Source organism: Amycolatopsis sp. WAC 04197 (assembly GCF_003947475.1).
Lineage (GTDB): Bacteria > Actinomycetota > Actinomycetes > Mycobacteriales > Pseudonocardiaceae > Amycolatopsis > Amycolatopsis japonica.
On sequence record NZ_QHJK01000014.1, the window covers coordinates 154,334 to 171,617 of the forward strand.

The window sequence follows — 17,284 nt, forward strand, 5'->3', positions numbered from 1 at the left end:
TGATGTGGAGCTGTGGAGCGGGTGACGGGAATCGAACCCGCGTAGCTAGTTTGGAAGACTAGGGCTCTACCATTGAGCTACACCCGCGTGCCCCCGGAGTACCGGGTGCGAAAACAGCTTAGCGTGACCCGCTAGGCTGTGCGCACACCCCCCGGGAGATCGGGGAAGTCACGGGATGTGGCGCAGCTTGGTAGCGCATCCGCTTTGGGAGCGGAGGGTCGCAGGTTCAAATCCTGTCATCCCGACCAGATGGGGCCGGACCTGCGGGTTCGGCCCTTTTCGTTGCCGAAGGTTCCAGCTCGGAGGGCTGCGGCTGTCCGGTCTGTTCCAGCCGGCCGGAGTGCCGCTTCGGCAGAAGCATCTTCAGCACTTCGAGCGCCGCGTCGCGCCGGGCCTTCTTCCGCGTGAAGATCGCGCAAAACGCGACCACGGACACCAGTCCCAGGTAGCCGACCGGCACGAGCCCGACGAGCTCGATCGCCGGGAGTCCGGAGAACGAGGAAAGTGCCATGGCCCCTCCGTCAGTACACGCAGTAGCCGCGCTGACGGGGCGGTTTTCCGCAGGTCGAAGTAAGACCCGCAAGGGATCGAGACGATCCGACACCTCGACTTCGGGCTCTGGTCAAAGCTCGAAGGAGGAAGGTCCCCCATGGACCAGTACTCCCTCGTGATCACGAGTCACGTGTCCGGCCGGACCGGATGAGAGCTCCTCCTCCACGATAGGAGCAAGCCCGGCCCTTCCGTACCGCCGAGAGAGGGTCCGCATGATCGGCGATCACATCGACTGGAACCTTCGGGCTTTAATGGCGATCATGGAGATCCGCCACGCCAGCGCCACCGACGCCCCAGCCGTGACCACCCTCCTAGCCGAGCTCGGCTACCCCGACAACACCGAGACCGACGTACGCGGCCGGCTCGAACGCTGGGCCCGTCATCCCGAAGGCGCGGCGTTCGTCGCCGAGTCCGACGGCACCGTGGTCGGGATCATCGCGGTGGTCGCGATCCCGCTTCTCGAGCGGGAAGGCGCCGTGGGACGGATCGTGGCCCTGGTGGTGGACGAGACCCGACGCGGCACCGGGGTCGGCCGCGCACTGATCACCGCCGCCGAAGAGCAGGCGCTGCGGTGGGGCTGCGGCGCCATGGAGGTCAGCAGCTCCCGCCGCAGGACCGGCGCGCACGCCTTCTACCGGGCGCGGGGGTACGAGGACCGTTGTGAACGCAGCGCCAAGTTCTTCCGCGAACTGACCACCTGACCAGCTCCCGGATGGTGAGAGCCCTAGGCCCACCGCCACCCGCTTGCGAACATCGGCACCGTGACCGGCAGGCGGAGCGCCAGTGCCAGCGCGGTGCTCCGCGTGGTACTGGACGAAGGGGCGATAGCGCGCAGCACCATCGCGCGCCGCACCGGGCTGAGCGCCGCGGCCGTCACGGGGCATGTCGCGGAGTTGATGCGCCGCGGGTTCCTCATCGAGCTGCCCGAGGTCGCGGGCGCGGTCGGCAGGCCGTATGTGCCGCTGGAGCTCGACACCGAGCGGTTCGTGGTGTGCGGAGCGCATGTCGCGGTCGACCATCTCACCGTCGGGTTGCTCGATCTGCGCGGGAAAGTGTTGGCACAGCTGGAAGCCCCGCATCACGGCGCCGAGCCGGCCGTGCAGGTCGCGCAGATCGCGGAGCTGCTCGACGACCTCCTCGTCGGACACGCGCCGGAGCGGACACCGCTCGGGCTGGGGGTGGCGACCGGCGGATGGGTCGACGAGGCTTCGGGAACGGTGGTGGAGCACGGGTTGCTCGGCTGGCGCGGGGTCCCGTTGCGCGAGCTGCTCACGGAGGTCACCGGTCTCGACGTCCGCGTCGACGGGCATTCGCGGGCGCTCATCCACGCCGAACGCCTGCTGGGGCAACCGCGAGCGCGGAGCAGTGTCGTGCAGTTGTTCACCGGCAACGTGGTCGACGCCGCCTTCGCGACCGGGGACACCGTCCATCATGGACCGAGGTCGGCGGCGGGCGCCGTCGCGCATTTGCGGGTCGACGACAGTGAGGAACCCTGCCGTTGCGGGCGTTCCGGCTGTCTCGAAGCGACAGTGTCCGAGCGCACGATCGCCCGTAAGGCCGTCGAAGCGCGAATCATCGAAGAACCGGATTTCACCGATGTGCTCCATTTGGCGGCATCGGGAAACAAAGGCGCCGTCGCCCTTTTCCGGGAACGCGCGAGAATCATCGGACAGGCCGCCGCCTTGCTGTTCGACGTCCTCAATCCGGAAATCCTCATCGTACTCGACCAGAGTGTACGCGACGTCGACGGCTGCCTTTCCACGATCCGGGACGAGGTCGCCCAGCGCTCGTGGATCTGCCAGGACGCGGAGAAAAACGTTGTGGCGTCGAGCTTTCCGGGTACCGAGCTGGCGACGGCCGGCGCGGCGGTCATGCTGAACGCCCTCTACGAAGATCCGCTTTTCACGAACCTCGCCAACGCATCCTGAGTTACTTCACTAAATCGCAAAATTGACGCTCTCCGCCGGGCCTGCGAAGAATCTTCTCAACGACGCGAACCCGAACGAAAGAGCCCACCGTGAAGAAACCAGTGCCCTTGATCGCCGCGCTCCTCGCCGGATTGGCGCTGTCGGGCTGCGGCGCCTCCGCGACCCCGGCGGGCGTGGCCGGGCAGCCGGAGAAACTCGAACTCCGCTACCAGGGGTCGGCGAACAACGTCACCTTCCCCGAACTCGCCGAAGACCTCGGCTACTTCGGCCCGGTCAAACTCAAATGGGTCGGCAACACGATCAGCGGGCCGCAGGACATCCAGTCCGCCGCGACCGACCAGACCGACTTCGGCGGCGCCTTCACCGGCGCGGTCGCCAAACTCGTCGACGCCGGCGCCCCGATCAAGGCCGTCGTCAACTACTACGGCTCCGACGAGAAGACCTTCTTGGGCTTCTACGTCAAGGAGGACAGCACGATCCGCACCGCGCGTGACCTCATCGGCAAGAAGGTCGGTGTCAACACCGTCGGCGCGAACCTGGAGGCCGCCCTCGACACCTGGCTCAAGCGCAACGGCCTCACCGACGCCGAGATCGACCAGGTGCAGCTCGTCGTCCTGCCGCCGATCAACACCGAACAAGCCTTGCGCAACGGCCAGATCGACGTCGCCGCGCTCAACGGCGTCCTCCAGGACCGAGCCCTCGCGGGAGGCGGGGTGCGGCCGATCGTGAAGGACGTCGAGGCGTTCGGACCGTACAACGGCGGGCCGTACGTGCTGCGGACCGACTTCATCAAGAAGTACCCGGAGACCACGAAAACCTTCGTCACCGGCGTGGCCAAGGCGATCGAGTGGGCGCGCACCACTCCGCGCGAGGAGGTGATCGCCCGGTTCACCAAGATCATCCAGAACCGCGGCCGCAACGAGAACACCGAAACACTCAAGTACTGGAAGAGCCCCGGTGTCACCAAGGGCGGGCTGATCTCCGACAACGACTACACGCTCTGGACGGACTGGCTCAAGCAGTCCGGGTTCATCAAGAACGACCAGCTCGACCTCAAGAAGATCTACACCAACGAGTTCAACCCGTACCGCGAAGGCGGTGGCGCATGACCGCCAAGATCAGCCTGCGCTCGGTCACCAAGACCTTCGGCGCGTTGACCGCGCTCGACGACGTCTCCCTCGACATCGAGGACGGCACGTTCCTCTCCCTCGTCGGGCCGAGCGGTTCCGGCAAGTCCACACTGCTCGATCTGCTCGGCGGGCTCGCGAAACCCACCTCCGGCGAGGTCCTGATCGACGGGAAACCCGTCACCGGGCCGGGGCTGGATCGCGGGGTCGTGTTCCAGCAGTACGCGCTGTTCCCGTGGCGCACCGCACGGGCCAACGTCGAGTTCGGCCTCGAAGGCGGCACCCTGAACAAACGACAGCGCGCCGACCGAGCGCGGGAATTCCTCGACCTGGTCGGGCTTTCCGGCTTCGAAGACCATCTCCCCCATCAGCTTTCCGGTGGCATGAAACAACGGGTCGCGATCGCGAGAAGCCTCGCCTACGACCCGGACGTGCTGCTGATGGACGAGCCGTACGCCGCGCTGGACTCCCAGACCCGCGAACTCCTGCAAGAGGAGTTGCGCCGGATCTGGAAACGCACCGGCAAGACCATCGTCTTCATCACCCACAGCATCGAAGAAGCCGTCTATTTAGGACAGAAGGTCGCGGTGCTCACGTCCCGGCCGGGCAGGCTCAAGGACGTCGTCGACATCGACCTCGGCGACCGCTCGAACGACGACCTGCGCTCGGCGCCCGCCTTCGTGGCCCATCGCCATCGGCTGTGGGAACTGCTGCACGACGAGATCCGGAGGGCCGCCTGATGACCGCCACCCTCGAAGCGCCGAAAGTCCACACTGGACCGAAGGCCGCCGAGCAACCCCGCAAGAAGAAGAACCCGTTACGCAAGGCTTTCCGCAGTTCGGCGGCGATACTGCTCTTCCTCGCCCTCTGGGAGCTGGCTCCCCAATACCTGCTCGACGAAGGCACGAGGACCTTCCTGCCGCCGCTGTCGGAAGATCTCGTCGCACTCTGGGAGCTGATCCTCAACGGGCAGCTGGCCGACCATCTGCTGGCGAGTCTCGGCCGGTCCGCCGCCGGATTCGTCATCGCGGTGGGCGTCTCGGTGCCGCTCGGCCTGCTGATCGCCTGGTACCGGCCGCTCGCCGAGTTCCTGAACCCGTTACTGGAACTGGCCCGCAACACCGCCGCGCTGGCCCTGCTGCCGGTGTTCACGCTCCTGCTCGGCATCGGCGAGGTGTCCAAGATCGCGCTGATCGTCTACGCCTGCGTCTGGCCGGTGCTGCTCAACACGATCGCCGGGGTGCACACCGTGGATCCGTTGCTGGTCAAGGCCGCACGCTCGCTCGGGCTGTCGAGCCCCAGCCTGTTCCGGAAGGTGATCCTGCCGTCGGCGGTGCCGACCATCTTCACCGGCATCCGGATGGCGGCGGCGTATTCGATCCTCATCCTCATCGCCGCCGAGATGGTCGGCGCCAAGGCCGGGCTCGGCTATCTGATCAACAACTCGCAGGTCAACTTCCAGATCCAGCAGATGTACGCCGCGATCATCACGGTGTCGGTGCTGGGCCTGGCCATCAACGCGGGCTTCGTCGCACTGGAGCGGCGGTTCTCCACCTGGCGTGTCAAGGAGAAGGCGTGAAGCACTTACACCTCAACGCGTTCGTGATGCCGAACGGTCATCACGAGGCGGCGTGGCGGCATCCGAGCACGGATCCGCACCGCGCCGCGACACTGAAGCACTACGTCGACATCGCCCGCACGGCGGAGCGCGGCAAGCTGGATTCGCTGTTCCTCGCCGACGGTGTCGCCTTGTGGGGCAACGTCCGCTACAACTCCCACACCCTGTTCGAACCGCTGACGTTGCTTTCCGCGCTGGCCGGGGCGACCGAGCACATCGGCCTGATCGCCACCGCGTCGACGACCTACAACGAGCCGTACCACCTGGCGCGGAAGTTCGCGTCGCTCGACCATCTCAGCGGCGGGCGCGCGGGCTGGAACATCGTGACGTCGGCGGGCGAGGACGAGGCGCGCAACTTCAATCGCGACGCCCGGCCGGCGCACGCGTTGCGGTACGAGCGCGCCACCGAATTCGTCGAAGTGGCCAAGAAACTCTGGGACAGCTGGGACGACGACGCGGCGGTGATCGACAAGGCGAGCGGCGTCTACGCCGACACCGACCGTATCCACCCGATCGACCACAACGGCCCGCATTTCCAGGTCCGCGGCCCGCTCAACATCCCGCGTCCGGTGCAAGGCCATCCGTTGCTCGTCCAGGCCGGTTCGTCGGAGACGGGCAAGGAATACGCGGCCCGGTTCGCCGAGGCGGTGTTCACCGCGCAGCAGACCTTCGCCGAGGGCAAGGCTTTCTACGACGACGTCAAGGGAAGGCTCGCGAAGTACGGCCGCTCGCCGGAGGAGATCAAGATCCTGCCGGGGATCAGCCCGGTCCTGGGGCGCACCGAGGCCGAAGCGAAGGAACGCGAGGCCGAACTCAACGCCCTCATCACGCCCGCGTACGGCGTGCGGCAGCTGTCGAACATGCTCGACCACGACCTGACGCCGTACCCGCTCGACGGTCCGCTGCCCGACGTCGGCACGTTCACCGAAGGCGCCCAGAGCCGGTTCGAGCTGGTCACGGGCCTGGCGCGACGCGAGAACCTCACCATCCGTCAGCTGATCGAGCGGCTGGCGGGTGGCCGGGGACACCGCGTCTTCGCCGGAACCGCCACGCAGGTGGCCGACCAACTGGAGCACTGGTTCACCGAAGGCGCCGCGGACGGCTTCAACGTCATGCCGCCCACGCTGCCGGGAGGTCTCGAGGACTTCGTCGACCTCGTGGTGCCCGAGCTGCAGAGACGCGGCCTGTTCCGCACCGAGTACACCGCCACGACCTTGCGCGGCCACTACGGCCTCGCCCGCCCAGTCCACCGCACCCCAGTGAAGGAGCACGCCGCATGACCGCCCTCAACACCCAGGTCGAAGTCCGCAAGATCACCGGCAGGATCGGCGCGCAGGTGCTCGGCGTCGACCCGGCCAAGGAACTCGACGCCGCGACCGTCGCGTTCGTGACCGACGCCCTGCACGAGCACAAGGCGCTCGTCTTCCGCGATGTCGACCTCGACGACGCGGGCCAGCAGCGGTTCGCCGAGCACTTCGGCGAACTGACCAAGGCGCACCCGACCGTCCCGTCGGTGGACGGCGAACCCGCGATCCTGCCGGTCGACAGCGAACAGGGCCGCGCGAACCAGTGGCACACCGACGTCACCTTCGTGCACAACCCGCCGAAGGCCAGCACGCTGCGCAGCCTGGTCGTCCCTCCGTACGGCGGGGAGACGCTGATCGCCAACTCGGCCGCCGCGTACCGGGATCTGCCGGAGCCGCTCCGGGCGTTCGCCGACACGCTGCGCGCCGAGCACACCAACGACTACGACTACGCGAAGGCGCCCGAGACCCTCGACGACGCGGAGCGGGAACGCCGCGCGGTGTTCGTCTCGCAGAAGTTCCGCACGGTCCACCCCGTGGTGCGGGTGCATCCGGTGACCGGGGAACGCGGGCTGTACATCGGCGGGTTCGCGCAGCGGATCATCGGGCTGTCGAAGGGCGAGTCGCGGGACATCCTGCGGCTGCTGCAGTCCTACGTGACCCGGCCGGAGAACGTCGTCCGGGTGAGCTGGGAGCCGAACCAGCTGGTGCTGTTCGACAACCGCATCACCCAGCACTACGCCGTCGACAACTACGACGACCTGCCCCGCCGCCTGAACCGCGTGACCGTGGCCGGCGACGTCCCGGTGGGCATCGACGGGGTGCCCAGCGAATCCCTCGAAGGCGACGCTTCGCACTACTCCCCCGTCGCCTGACACCCCCGCATTTAGTCCTCTGGATGCGTACCAACCGCATCCAGAGGACTAAATGCGGTAAGACTGGCGTCGTGAAGACCGATCGTCAGGTGGAAGCGCTCCTGAGGGAGCTGGCCCCGCAGGTCATCGGGCTGCTGGTGCGCAAGCACGGGCAGTTCGACGCCTGCGAGGACGCCGTCCAGGAAGCCCTGCTCTCGGCCGCGCAGCAATGGCCGGAGCAGGGCGTCCCGGACAGCCCGAAGTCCTGGCTCGCGACGGTCGCGTCACGGCGGCTGGTCGACGAGTGGCGCAGCGAAAGCGCGCGGAGGCGGCGCGAAGAGAACGACGCGCTGATGGACCCCGCCCCGGCCCCTGTGTCCGATTCGGACGACACCCTCACCGTTCTTTTCCTTTGCTGCCACCCGTCTTTGTCCGCGCCGTCGCAACTCGCGCTCACACTGCGCGCCGTCGGCGGGCTGACCACGGGCGAGATCGCGAACGCGTTCCTGGTCCCTGAATCGACCCTCGCCCAGCGGATCAGCCGCGCGAAACAGACCATCAAGAAGGCGGGCGCCGAGTTCGTCCTGCCGCCGTCCGCGGAACTCGGCGAACGGCTCCGCGTCGTCCTCCAGGTGCTGTACCTGATCTTCAACGAGGGCTACACGACCAGCGGCGGCCCCGACCTGCACCGCGCCGACCTGACCGCGGAGGCGATCCGGCTCACCCGGCTGCTCCGGCGGCTCATGCCCGACGAGGACGAGGTCACCGGCCTGCTCGCGTTGATGCTGCTGACCGACGCCCGCCGGGCCGCCCGCGCCGGCGACGACGGCTCGCTCGTCCCGCTCGCCGAACAGGACCGCACGCGCTGGAACGCGGAAACGATCGCCGAAGGGGTTTCGCTGGTGAGCGAGGCACTGGAGTCGGGTCCGGTCGGGCCGTACCAGGTGCAGGCCGCGATCGCCGCCGTCCACTCCGAGGCTGCCACCGCGGCCGACACGGACTGGCCCCAGATCCTCGCGCTCTACGACGTGCTCGAAAAGGTCTCGCCCGGGCCCGTCGTCACGCTCAACCGCGCCGTCGCGGTCGCCGAGGTCAACGGGCCGGAAGCGGGTCTGGAACTGCTGGCCACGCTCGACGACGACAGCCGGATGAGCCAGACGCACCGGCTCGATTCCGTCCGCGGGCACCTGCTGGAACTGGCCGGGGACACCGGCGCCGCGCGCGAGGCCTACCTCCGGGCCGCCGGGAAGACGGCCAGCGAACCCGAGCGGCAGTACCTGACCCGGCGCGCGGAGCGGCTCGCCTAGTCTTCGGCCTTGCGGGCCGTGGCCATGGCGCGCTCGGTCTCCCAGAACGCGCGCATCGACACGATCAGCCCGTCCTCGCGCACCCGGTAGACGAACACTCCGTCGGTGTCGACGCGGTAGCCACCGGGCAGGTACGTGGTGATCGTGCCGACGTTCGCGACTTCGTCGCCGGCCGCGTGGGAGTCGCGGATGGTGAACCGGAAGCGTTCGACGTTGGCGATCGTCTTGTCCCAGAAGGCACTGATCCCGTCGTGCCCGTGGTGTCCCTTGCCTTCTTCGTCGAACATCGACTTGCCGATCGGGTCCTCGACAACGGCGTCGCCGGCGAAGAGTCCGAGCCAGGCGGACTTGTCCCCCGCGGTGACCGCGGTCATCGAAGCGAACGCGGCCTGCCGCGCGGGCGGCTGCTCGGTGGCCGGATCCCAGCAGACGTCGACACCCATGGTTCAGTCTCCGATCTTCGCGATGATCTCGTCGCCGAACTTCTTGATGGAATCGAGCTTCGGGCCGACCTCGGCGTCGAAACCGAGGCCGTCGAGCACCCACGGCATGGTGATGATGTCGGTGACGCCGATGTCGCCCTGCTCGCGATAACCGTCGAGACCGAACTTGTCGATGCAGACGGCCTGATACTCGAAGGGATCTTCGGCGCGGCCCTGTTCGGCCAGCAGCCCGCGCAGTTTGGCGATCGTGTCACGGAGGTCGTCGAACTTCATCATCGCCGAAGACCAGCCGTCGGCGACGCGGGCCGCCCGGCGCAGCGCGACGTCGGTGTGGCCGCCGATATAGAACGGCACCCGCGAGGGCGGTGTCGGGCTCATGCGGAGCTTGTCGAAGTCGAAGAACTCGCCGTGGAACTCGACCATCCCGCCGTCGAGGATCAGGCGCAGCACCTCGATGGCCTCGTCGACGCGCTTGCCGCGCTTCTCGTACGGCGCGCCGCACCAGCGGAACTCCTCCGGTGACCAGCCGACGCCGAGCCCGAGCCCGAAACGGCCGCCGGTCAGCGCCGCGACCGAGTTGACCTGGCGGGCGAGCAGGACCGGGTTGCGGGAGCCGAGTTTGAGCACGGAGGTGTAGAAGGTGAGCCGTTCGGTGACGGCGCCCATCGAGGCGGCCGCGACCAGCGGATCGGCCCAGGGCGTCTCCTCGGTCCAGAAGCGGCTGCCGTCGGGCGTGTACGGATAGTCGGCCGAGACCGTTTCGGAGTAGAACAGGGAATCCGGGAGCGCGATCGAGGAGAAACCCGCCTCTTCGGCGGCCCGGGCGAGCTCGCCCAGCTGATCGAGCGGATTCATCGCGATCGACAGGGTGAACTTCATGGAGCCGAACTATAACGTGTTCTAGTTTCGCCCGCCAGTGCGCGCGGGAACCCCCGGCGGGTTCCCCGCGTTGATCCGGGCAAAGGCCGAACGATTCCTGGAGTTGAACCCATGGGCACCGCGATCTTCCTGATCGTGCTCCTCGTCGTCGTGGTGGGCGGCGGCATCTACTTCGCGAAATCCCAGGCGGCGGCCAAGAAACGCCAGCTGGACGACGCGAAGGCGGACGCACGGCGCCTCGTCGAACGACTGGGCGGTCAGGTCATGAACCTCACCGGCACGGACACCGCCTCCCAGCAGGCGATGGCGGACGCGTCCGAACGTTTCACCGCCGCCGGCTCCCAGATGGAGCAGGCGCAGACCGTCGAGCAGGCCCGGCTGGTGCGCGAGACCGCCATCGAGGGTCTCTATTACGTCCGCGCGGCGCGGCTCGCGATGGGCATGGACCCCGGTCCGGAACTGCCCGGCAGCGAAGAGCGCGATCGGGCGGGCAAGGTCACCGAGTACCGCTCGGTGGACGTCGAGGGCGAGCACTACGAGGCTTCGCCGGACCCGAGCCAGCGCACGCCGCACTACTACCCCGGTGGCCGTGTGGCGGGCCGTCCGGTGCCGCAGGGCTGGTACAGCGAGCCGTGGTGGAAGCCCGCGCTCGTCGCCGGCGCCTGGGGTCTCGGCTCGATGCTGCTGTTCAGCGCGATGTTCTCCGGGATGGCGGGGATCGCGAGCGCGTCGGCCTGGGAGTCGGGTTACGACGCGGGCCAGGAAGACGCGGGTGCCGGCGGTGACGCGGGCGACGCCGGAGGCGACATGGGCGGGGACGCCGGTGGGTTCGACGGCGGCGGCTTCGATGGTGGCGGCTTCGACGGCGGCGGGTTCGATGGCGGAGGCTTCGACTTCTAGCCCGCGCCCCGTCCCGCAAGTGCCATGAAAGGTCCTTTCCTTGCAAATTTTGCAAGGAAAGGACCTTTCATAGCGTCGGGAAGTCCCTCAGGCGGGCTGACAGGTCGGGCACCAGAAGAGATTCCGCGCCGCCAGATCGCTCCGCAGCACCGCCGTCCCGCACACGAGACACGGCATCCCCTCGCGCCGGTAGACGTAGACCTCGCCGCCGTGCCGGTCCTGCCGCGGCGCGCGGCCGGTGGCCTCGGGCAGATGCTCCGGCGCGACCGTGTCGATCCGTCCCACCCGGACACCGTGCCGCATCAGCGTCACCAGATCCGCCCACATGTCGTCCCACAGCCCGCGATCGAGCGCGCGGCCCGGGACGAGCGGGGCGACACCGTGCCGGAACAGCACTTCGGCGCGATACACGTTGCCGACGCCCGCCAGCACCGACTGGTCCATCAGCAGCGCCGCGATCGACGTCTTCGACCGCGAGATCCGTTCCCACGCCTTGTCCGGCTTGGCGTCACGCCGCAGCGGATCCGGGCCCAACCGCGCCTTGATCGCGTCGACCTGCGGCGCGTCGAGGAGTTCACACCGCGTCGGGCCGCGCAGGTCGGCGTAATGTGTCGGACCCGCCAGCCGCATCCGCACCTGCCCGACGGGCTCGGGAGCGGGCAGCGGCTCGTCGGAGAACGTGCCGTAGAGGCCGAGGTGGACGTGCACCGTCCCGTGTGGACCGTAGTCGTGGAACAGGTGTTTCCCGTACGCCTCGGCCTTCACCAGCACCCGGCCGTCCAAACGGGACGCTTCGGCGGCGAACCGTCCCTGCGGACTGCTCACCTCGACCGGGTGACCGGCGAAACGGCGTTTGTGCAGACGTGCCAAGCGATGGAGCGTGTGCCCCTCGGGCATGTCAGTGCTCGGGAAGCGGCGGCGGCCAGCCGGTGTTCTCGTAGTCCAGGATCTGCTGGACGCGGCGGCCGTGGCGCTCGTCCGGGCTCGGCGGGGTCGCGAGGAACGCCTCGACGATCTCCGTGGCCTCTTCGGTGGTGTGCATCCGCGCGCCGACGCCGATCAGCTGGGCGTGGTTGTGCTCGCGGGTGAGCTTCGCGGTCTCGACGCTCCACGCGAGGCCGGCGCGAGCGCCCTTCACCTTGTTGGCCGCGATCTGCTCGCCGTTGCCGGAGCCGCCGACGACGATGCCGAGGCTGCCCTCGTCCGCGACGACGCGGCGGGCCGCCTCGATGCAGAACGCCGGGTAGTCGTCGGCCGCGTCGTAGACGAAGGGGCCGACGTCCTCGACGTCGTGGCCCTGCTCCTTGAGGTGGGCCACGAGGTGGTTCTTCAGTTCGAAACCGGCATGGTCGGAGCCAAGGTAAACACGCACAGCGCGGAGTCTGCCATCACGTTCCGGCGCGGGCATGCTGTGGGGGTGGACATCAGGCTCGAATGGGGACCCGAGGGGGTCGCCGCCTTGGGCGCGGACTGCGCCGTGCTCGTCGTGGTCGACGTGCTTTCCTTCTGCACCACAACGGATCTCGTCCTGGGGAACGGCGGCCGCGTGCTGCCGGTCCGCTGGCGCGATCACCACGGCGAAGAGGCCGCGAAAGCGCGGGGCGCCATCCTCGCGGGTGAAAGCGAATGGACTTTGCGACCTTCGTCTGTGACGGAAATCCCTTCCGGCACGCTTCTGGCGCTGCCGTCTCCCAACGGCGCCACGCTCTGCGACGCCGCCGCCACGACCGGTGCCCGAGTTCTGGCGGGCTGCCTGCGCAACGCCTCCGCCGTCGCCGCCCGCGCGGCGGAGCTCGCGGACGGACGACCGATCGGTGTCATCCCGGCCGGGGAACGCTGGGGCATCGACATGCGCACCGAGGTCAAGACTTTCGGGCCGCTGAGGCCGTGCGTCGAGGACCAGCTCGGCGCGGGCGCGATCGTCGCGGCGCTGGACGGCTACGGCCGCCTGTCCGCCGAGGCCCGTCTCGCCGCCGTCGCGGCAAAAGCGATCGACATCGCCGAAGCACTGACAGAGTGTTCTTCCGGGCGCGAGCTCGCCGCGGCCGGGCACGCGAACGACGTGAAGCTGGCAGCCGAGCTCGACACGAGCGGCACGGTTCCCGTGCTGCGCAACGGAATTCTGGAGGATTCGTGACTTGGCTCGAACTCGCGGACGGCGTGTACGCCCGCCGTTACGAGGAGCTGGACCTGACCGTCGGCCTCGTCGTGGGCGGCGAGCGCTGCCTGGTCGTCGACGTGCGCGGTGACGTCGACCAGGGTGCCGAACTGGCCGCGGCGGTGCGGGAGATCACGCCGCTGCCGTGGTCGGTCGTCTACACCCACGCGCATTTCGATCACGCCTTCGGCACGACGGCGTTCCTGCCGTGCGACGTCTGGGCGCACGAAGGGTGCCTGACCGAGCTGACCACCTACGGCGACGGCGCACGGCTCAAATGGATCCAGCACTACCTCGGCGAGAACCGCCCGGAGATGGCGGAGGCGCTGGAGCGCACCGAAATCACCCTGCCGGACAAACCCGTCGTCGACACCGCCGAGATCGACCTCGGTGGCCGCACCGTCGTGCTGCGCTTCCTCGGGCGAGCCCACACGGATCACGACCTGTTCGTGCACGTGCCCGACGCGGGTGTGGTCTACGCGGGCGACGCCGTCGAGAACGCCGAAGCCGGCTTCAGCGCGTTCTCCTTCAACGACGGCAGCTTCCTGGCCGAATGGCCGGACGTGATGGACGCGATCCTCGCGCTGGAGCCGAAGATCATCGTCGCCGGGCACGGAGACCCCGTCGACACCGCCTTCATCGAGAAGCACCGCGACGGGCTGCGCGAACTCGTCGCGCTCAAGACCGGGATCGCGGCGGGAGACCTCACGACGGACGAAGCCGTCGCGAGGTCCTCCTACCCCGGCGATGTCACCAAGGCCGCCCTGGAAACTCCTTAGTCGAAGTTCAGCTCACCGGACCGGGTGCGCTTCAGCTCGAAGAAGTCCGGGTAGCTCGCCAGCGCGCGGGCGCCGTCGAACACCTTGACGGCGTCCTCGCCCCGCGGAATCGAGCTGAGCACCGGGCCGAAGAAGGCGACGCCGTCGATGTGGATGGTCGGGGTGCCGACGTCCATTCCGACCGGATTCATACCTTCGTAGTGACTCTTTTTGAGCGCTTCGTCGTACTCGGTCGACTCGGCGGCCTCGGCCAGCTCGGCCGGGGCACCGATGGCCTCGAGGGTCTCCTTGATGACCTTCGGGATGTCCTTGTCGCCCTGGTTGTGGTGGCGCGTGCCGAACTCCGTGTAGAAGTCGCGCAGGGCCTCTTCGCCGTTCTTCTGCGCCAGCGCGGTGGCGACGCGGACGGGTCCCCAGCCGCGCTCCAGCAGCTCCTTGTACTGCTCAGGCAGGTCCTCGCGGCCACTGTTGAGCTCGGACAGGCTCATGATCCGGAACCTCAGGTCGAGGTCGCGGTGCTTCTCCACTTCGAGGATCCAACGCGAGCTGATCCAGGCGAAGGGGCAGATCGGGTCGAAGTAGAAGTCGACCTTGGTCTTCTCGGACGGGGCGGTCATCAGGTTCTCCCAGTGCCATCGTCTTGGGGTGGTCCGGTACACACACAGTGCTACACAGCGGCCAACATCGCCGCCGTCGGCGTTGTTCCCGTCGTCAGCACGGGCTCCGACATGATTGGATGCCTGTAGTTGGAAACCAAAACCGATACCGATGACCAGAGGTGCCAGTGCCCGCCCCCAACCTGACCCGAGACCAAGCCAAGCTGCGCGCGGATCTGCTCGACGTCGAGTCCTACGACATCGAGCTGGATCTGACCGACGGCCGTGGCGGTCCCGGTGAGAAGACCTTCACGTCGAAGACGACGATCAAGTTCGCGAGCGCCAGAAGCGGCGAAGCGTCGTGGGTCGACATCGTCGCCGAGGGGATCGAGTCGGCCGTCCTCAACGGGACGGACCTCGACGTCAGCGGGTACGTCGAGGACAAGGGCGTCGAGCTGCCCGGGCTCGCCGAGTCGAACGAGCTCGTCGTGGACGCGGTCTGCCGGTACATGAACACCGGCGAGGGCCTGCACCGGTTCGTCGACCCGGTCGACGACGGCGTCTACCTCTACACGCAGTTCGAGACCGCGGACGCGAAGCGCATGTTCGCCTGCTTCGACCAGCCCGACCTCAAGTCGGTCTACCGGCTCACCGTGATCGCGCCGAAGGACTGGAAGGTCGTCTCGAACGCGCTGATCGAATCGACGGAGGAGACCCCGGAAGGGGCCGTCCGCACCGTGTTCAAGGTGTCCGAGCGGATCTCGACGTACCTGGTCGCATTGATCGCCGGCCCGTACAGCGAGTGGCGCGACGAATTCTCCGACGAACACCGCACGATCCCGCTGGGCATCTACTGCCGCGCCTCGCTCGCCGAGCACATGGACGCGGACAAGCTGTTCACCGAGACCAAGCAGGGTTTCGCCTTCTACCACGAGAAGTTCGCGACCCCGTACCCGTTCTCCAAGTACGACCAGCTGTTCGTGCCGGAGTTCAACGCGGGCGCGATGGAGAACGCCGGCGCGGTCACGTTCCTGGAGGACTACGTCTTCCGCAGCCGGGTCACCCGCTACGCCTACGAGCGCCGCGCCGAGACGCTGCTGCACGAGATGGCGCACATGTGGTTCGGCGACCTGGTCACCATGCGCTGGTGGGACGACCTGTGGCTGAACGAGTCGTTCGCGACCTTCGCGAGCGTGCTGGCCCAGGCCGAGGCCACCGAGTACAAGAACGCGTGGACCAGCTTCGCGAACATCGAGAAGTCGTGGGCGTACCGGCAGGACCAGCTGCCCTCGACGCACCCGATCGCCGCGGACATCGTCGACCTGCACGCGGTCGAGGTGAACTTCGACGGCATCACCTACGCCAAGGGCGCGAGCGTGCTCAAGCAGCTCGTCGCCTATGTCGGGCTGGAGCACTTCCTCGAAGGCCTCAAGGTGTACTTCGGCAAGCACGCCTGGGGCAACGCGACCCTGGCGGACCTGCTGGGCGCGCTGGAAGAGGCCTCGGGCCGCGACCTGTCGTGGTGGAGCGCGCAGTGGCTGGAGACCACCGGTCTCAACTCGCTGAGCCCGCGCTACGAGGTCGGCGCCGACGGCACGTACACCGCGTTCGCCGTCACCCAGACCGGCGCCAAGCCGGGTGCCGGTGAGCTGCGCACGCACCGCGTCGCGGTCGGCGTCTACGACGAGGACGAGAACGGCAAGATCGTCCGCAAGCACCGCGTCGAGCTCGACGTGGACGGCGAGCGCACCGAGGTGCCGGGGCTGGTCGGGCTCCCGGCGGGCAAGCTCGTGCTGGTCAACGACGACGACCTGACCTACTGCACGATGCGGCTCGACCCGGCGTCGCTGACCACGCTGATCGACCGCATCGCCGACATCACCGAACCGCTGCCCCGCACGCTGTGCTGGTCGGCGGCGTGGGAGATGACGCGCGAAGCCGAGCTCAAGGCCCGCGACTTCGTCACGCTGGTGCAGCGCGGCGTGCACACCGAGACCGAGGTCGGTGTGGTGCAGCGGCTGCTGCTGCAGGCGCAGACGGCGCTGAACTCGTACGCGAAGCCGGAGTGGGCGGCGGAAAAGGGCTGGCCGGAGTTCTCCGCGCGGCTGCTGGAGCTGGCGCAGGGCGCCGAGGCCGGTTCGGACCACCAGCTCGCGTTCGTGAACTCGCTCGCCGGTTGCGTGCTCGACGACAAGACGCTGGCGATCATCGCGGGCTGGCTCGACGGCACGGCGCCGCTGGAGGGCCTGACCGTCGACACCGACCTGCGCTGGCGGCTGCTGCACGCGCTGGTCGCGCACGGCAAGGCGGAGAACCCCGAGATCGACGCGGAGCTCGGCAAGGACGACACCGCCGCCGGACGGCGGCAGGCGGAGCGCTCGCGGGCGCTGCGGCCGACCGCCGAGGCGAAGGCCGACGCGTGGCAGCGGGCGGTGTACGACGACGAGCTGCCCAACGCGGTCAGCGACTCGCTCATCACCGGCTTCTCCCACCCGGGCCAGAAGCACCTGCTGGGCGACTACGTGACGCGCTACTTCGAGGTCATCGACGAGGTGTGGCAGCGGCGCTCCAGCGAGCGGGCGCAGCCGACCGTGGTCGGGCTGTACCCGTCGTGGGCCGTCGAGCCGGCGGCCGTCACGGCGTCGGACGAGTGGCTGGCCGGGGAGCACCCGGCGGCGCTGCGCCGTCTCGTGTCGGAAGGCCGGGCCGGGATCGTGCGGGCGCTGGCCGCCCGTGAGTTCGACTCGCAGGCCGGCAACTAGTCCCGTAATGCAATGAAAGGTCCTTTCCTCGCAAATTTTGCGAGGAAAGGACCTTTCATTGCACTTGAAGCGGCTTG

Annotated in this window: 18 protein-coding genes and 2 tRNA genes; 13 read left to right on the forward strand and 7 right to left on the reverse strand. The window is 68.2% G+C overall.

What is annotated here, in order from left to right:
- Positions 1-13: 13 nt before the first annotated feature.
- A tRNA-Gly gene (locus DMC64_RS38045) sits at positions 14-87 on the reverse strand.
- An 84-nt stretch (positions 88-171) separates the two neighbouring features.
- Between DMC64_RS38045 and DMC64_RS38050 the strand changes: the two genes are divergently transcribed.
- Positions 172-248: transfer RNA gene (locus DMC64_RS38050), tRNA-Pro, on the forward strand.
- On the opposite strand, the gene DMC64_RS38055 is transcribed toward DMC64_RS38050, so the two are convergent.
- On the reverse strand, positions 227-511 hold the full coding sequence (locus tag DMC64_RS38055) for a hypothetical protein (RefSeq protein ID WP_125737475.1): 285 nt from the start codon (positions 509-511) through the stop codon (positions 227-229). The genes DMC64_RS38050 and DMC64_RS38055 overlap by 22 nt on opposite strands.
- 253 nt (positions 512-764) lie before the next feature.
- On the opposite strand from DMC64_RS38055, the gene DMC64_RS38060 reads away from it, so the two are divergent.
- From DMC64_RS38060 to DMC64_RS38095, 8 genes are all read left to right on the forward strand, one after another.
- Positions 765-1,253 (forward strand): GNAT family N-acetyltransferase, encoded by a 489-nt coding sequence (locus DMC64_RS38060; protein ID WP_233629967.1) that lies wholly within the window; start codon positions 765-767, stop codon positions 1,251-1,253.
- 60 nt (positions 1,254-1,313) lie between these two features.
- The gene (locus DMC64_RS38065) at positions 1,314-2,480 is read left to right on the forward strand and encodes an ROK family transcriptional regulator (RefSeq protein WP_125737476.1); all 1,167 of its coding nucleotides are present in this window, start codon (positions 1,314-1,316) and stop codon (positions 2,478-2,480) included.
- 89 nt (positions 2,481-2,569) lie between these two features.
- Positions 2,570-3,589 carry an ABC transporter substrate-binding protein gene (locus DMC64_RS38070; RefSeq protein WP_125737477.1) on the forward strand — a complete coding sequence of 340 codons (1,020 nt, stop codon included), beginning with the start codon at positions 2,570-2,572 and terminating at the stop codon, positions 3,587-3,589.
- The gene (locus DMC64_RS38075; protein ID WP_125737478.1) at positions 3,586-4,347 is read left to right on the forward strand and encodes an ABC transporter ATP-binding protein; all 762 of its coding nucleotides are present in this window, start codon (positions 3,586-3,588) and stop codon (positions 4,345-4,347) included. The genes DMC64_RS38070 and DMC64_RS38075 overlap by 4 nt, the downstream gene beginning before the upstream one ends.
- The gene (locus tag DMC64_RS38080) at positions 4,347-5,186 is read left to right on the forward strand and encodes an ABC transporter permease (protein WP_125737479.1); all 840 of its coding nucleotides are present in this window, start codon (positions 4,347-4,349) and stop codon (positions 5,184-5,186) included. The genes DMC64_RS38075 and DMC64_RS38080 overlap by 1 nt, the downstream gene beginning before the upstream one ends.
- Positions 5,183-6,505, forward strand: coding sequence for an LLM class flavin-dependent oxidoreductase (locus DMC64_RS38085; RefSeq protein ID WP_255432916.1), 1,323 nt, complete (start codon positions 5,183-5,185; stop codon positions 6,503-6,505). Before DMC64_RS38080 ends, DMC64_RS38085 begins: the two co-directional genes overlap by 4 nt.
- Positions 6,502-7,404: a TauD/TfdA family dioxygenase gene (locus DMC64_RS38090; RefSeq protein ID WP_037347617.1), complete on the forward strand. Its 903-nt coding sequence runs from the start codon at positions 6,502-6,504 to the stop codon at positions 7,402-7,404. Before DMC64_RS38085 ends, DMC64_RS38090 begins: the two co-directional genes overlap by 4 nt.
- Positions 7,405-7,475: 71 nt before the next feature.
- Complete coding sequence (locus DMC64_RS38095) at positions 7,476-8,690, forward strand: RNA polymerase sigma factor (RefSeq protein ID WP_125737480.1); 1,215 nt, start codon at positions 7,476-7,478, stop codon at positions 8,688-8,690.
- On the opposite strand, the gene DMC64_RS38100 is transcribed toward DMC64_RS38095, so the two are convergent.
- Together DMC64_RS38100 and DMC64_RS38105 are read right to left on the reverse strand one after the other, a co-directional pair.
- Entirely contained in the window at positions 8,687-9,133 is a 447-nt protein-coding gene (locus tag DMC64_RS38100; protein WP_125737481.1) for a nuclear transport factor 2 family protein, read from the reverse strand. The two genes, DMC64_RS38095 and DMC64_RS38100, sit on opposite strands and share 4 nt — an antisense overlap.
- 3 nt (positions 9,134-9,136) lie before the next feature.
- Positions 9,137-10,012, reverse strand: coding sequence for a TIGR03619 family F420-dependent LLM class oxidoreductase (locus tag DMC64_RS38105; protein WP_125737482.1), 876 nt, complete (start codon positions 10,010-10,012; stop codon positions 9,137-9,139).
- 111 nt (positions 10,013-10,123) lie between these two features.
- Between DMC64_RS38105 and DMC64_RS38110 the strand changes: the two genes are divergently transcribed.
- On the forward strand, positions 10,124-10,912 hold the full coding sequence (locus tag DMC64_RS38110) for a hypothetical protein (protein WP_073846418.1): 789 nt from the start codon (positions 10,124-10,126) through the stop codon (positions 10,910-10,912).
- 87 nt (positions 10,913-10,999) lie between these two features.
- On the opposite strand, the gene DMC64_RS38115 is transcribed toward DMC64_RS38110, so the two are convergent.
- The gene (locus tag DMC64_RS38115; protein ID WP_016332317.1) at positions 11,000-11,809 is read right to left on the reverse strand and encodes an Fpg/Nei family DNA glycosylase; all 810 of its coding nucleotides are present in this window, start codon (positions 11,807-11,809) and stop codon (positions 11,000-11,002) included.
- A gap of 1 nt (position 11,810) precedes the next feature.
- The gene (locus DMC64_RS38120; RefSeq protein ID WP_007034718.1) at positions 11,811-12,284 is read right to left on the reverse strand and encodes a ribose-5-phosphate isomerase; all 474 of its coding nucleotides are present in this window, start codon (positions 12,282-12,284) and stop codon (positions 11,811-11,813) included.
- 45 nt (positions 12,285-12,329) lie between these two features.
- Between DMC64_RS38120 and DMC64_RS38125 the strand changes: the two genes are divergently transcribed.
- A complete protein-coding gene (locus DMC64_RS38125) occupies positions 12,330-13,049 on the forward strand; it encodes a 2-phosphosulfolactate phosphatase (RefSeq protein ID WP_233629968.1) in 720 nt (239 codons plus the stop codon).
- Positions 13,046-13,849 (forward strand): MBL fold metallo-hydrolase, encoded by an 804-nt coding sequence (locus DMC64_RS38130; protein ID WP_125737484.1) that lies wholly within the window; start codon positions 13,046-13,048, stop codon positions 13,847-13,849. Before DMC64_RS38125 ends, DMC64_RS38130 begins: the two co-directional genes overlap by 4 nt.
- Here DMC64_RS38130 and DMC64_RS38135 read toward each other — a convergent pair.
- Positions 13,846-14,466 carry a DSBA oxidoreductase gene (locus tag DMC64_RS38135; RefSeq protein WP_037347628.1) on the reverse strand — a complete coding sequence of 207 codons (621 nt, stop codon included), beginning with the start codon at positions 14,464-14,466 and terminating at the stop codon, positions 13,846-13,848. The genes DMC64_RS38130 and DMC64_RS38135 overlap by 4 nt on opposite strands.
- A 167-nt stretch (positions 14,467-14,633) precedes the next feature.
- Between DMC64_RS38135 and pepN the strand changes: the two genes are divergently transcribed.
- A complete protein-coding gene (pepN, locus tag DMC64_RS38140) occupies positions 14,634-17,207 on the forward strand; it encodes an aminopeptidase N (protein ID WP_125737485.1) in 2,574 nt (857 codons plus the stop codon).
- The last annotated feature ends 77 nt before the right edge of the window (positions 17,208-17,284 follow it).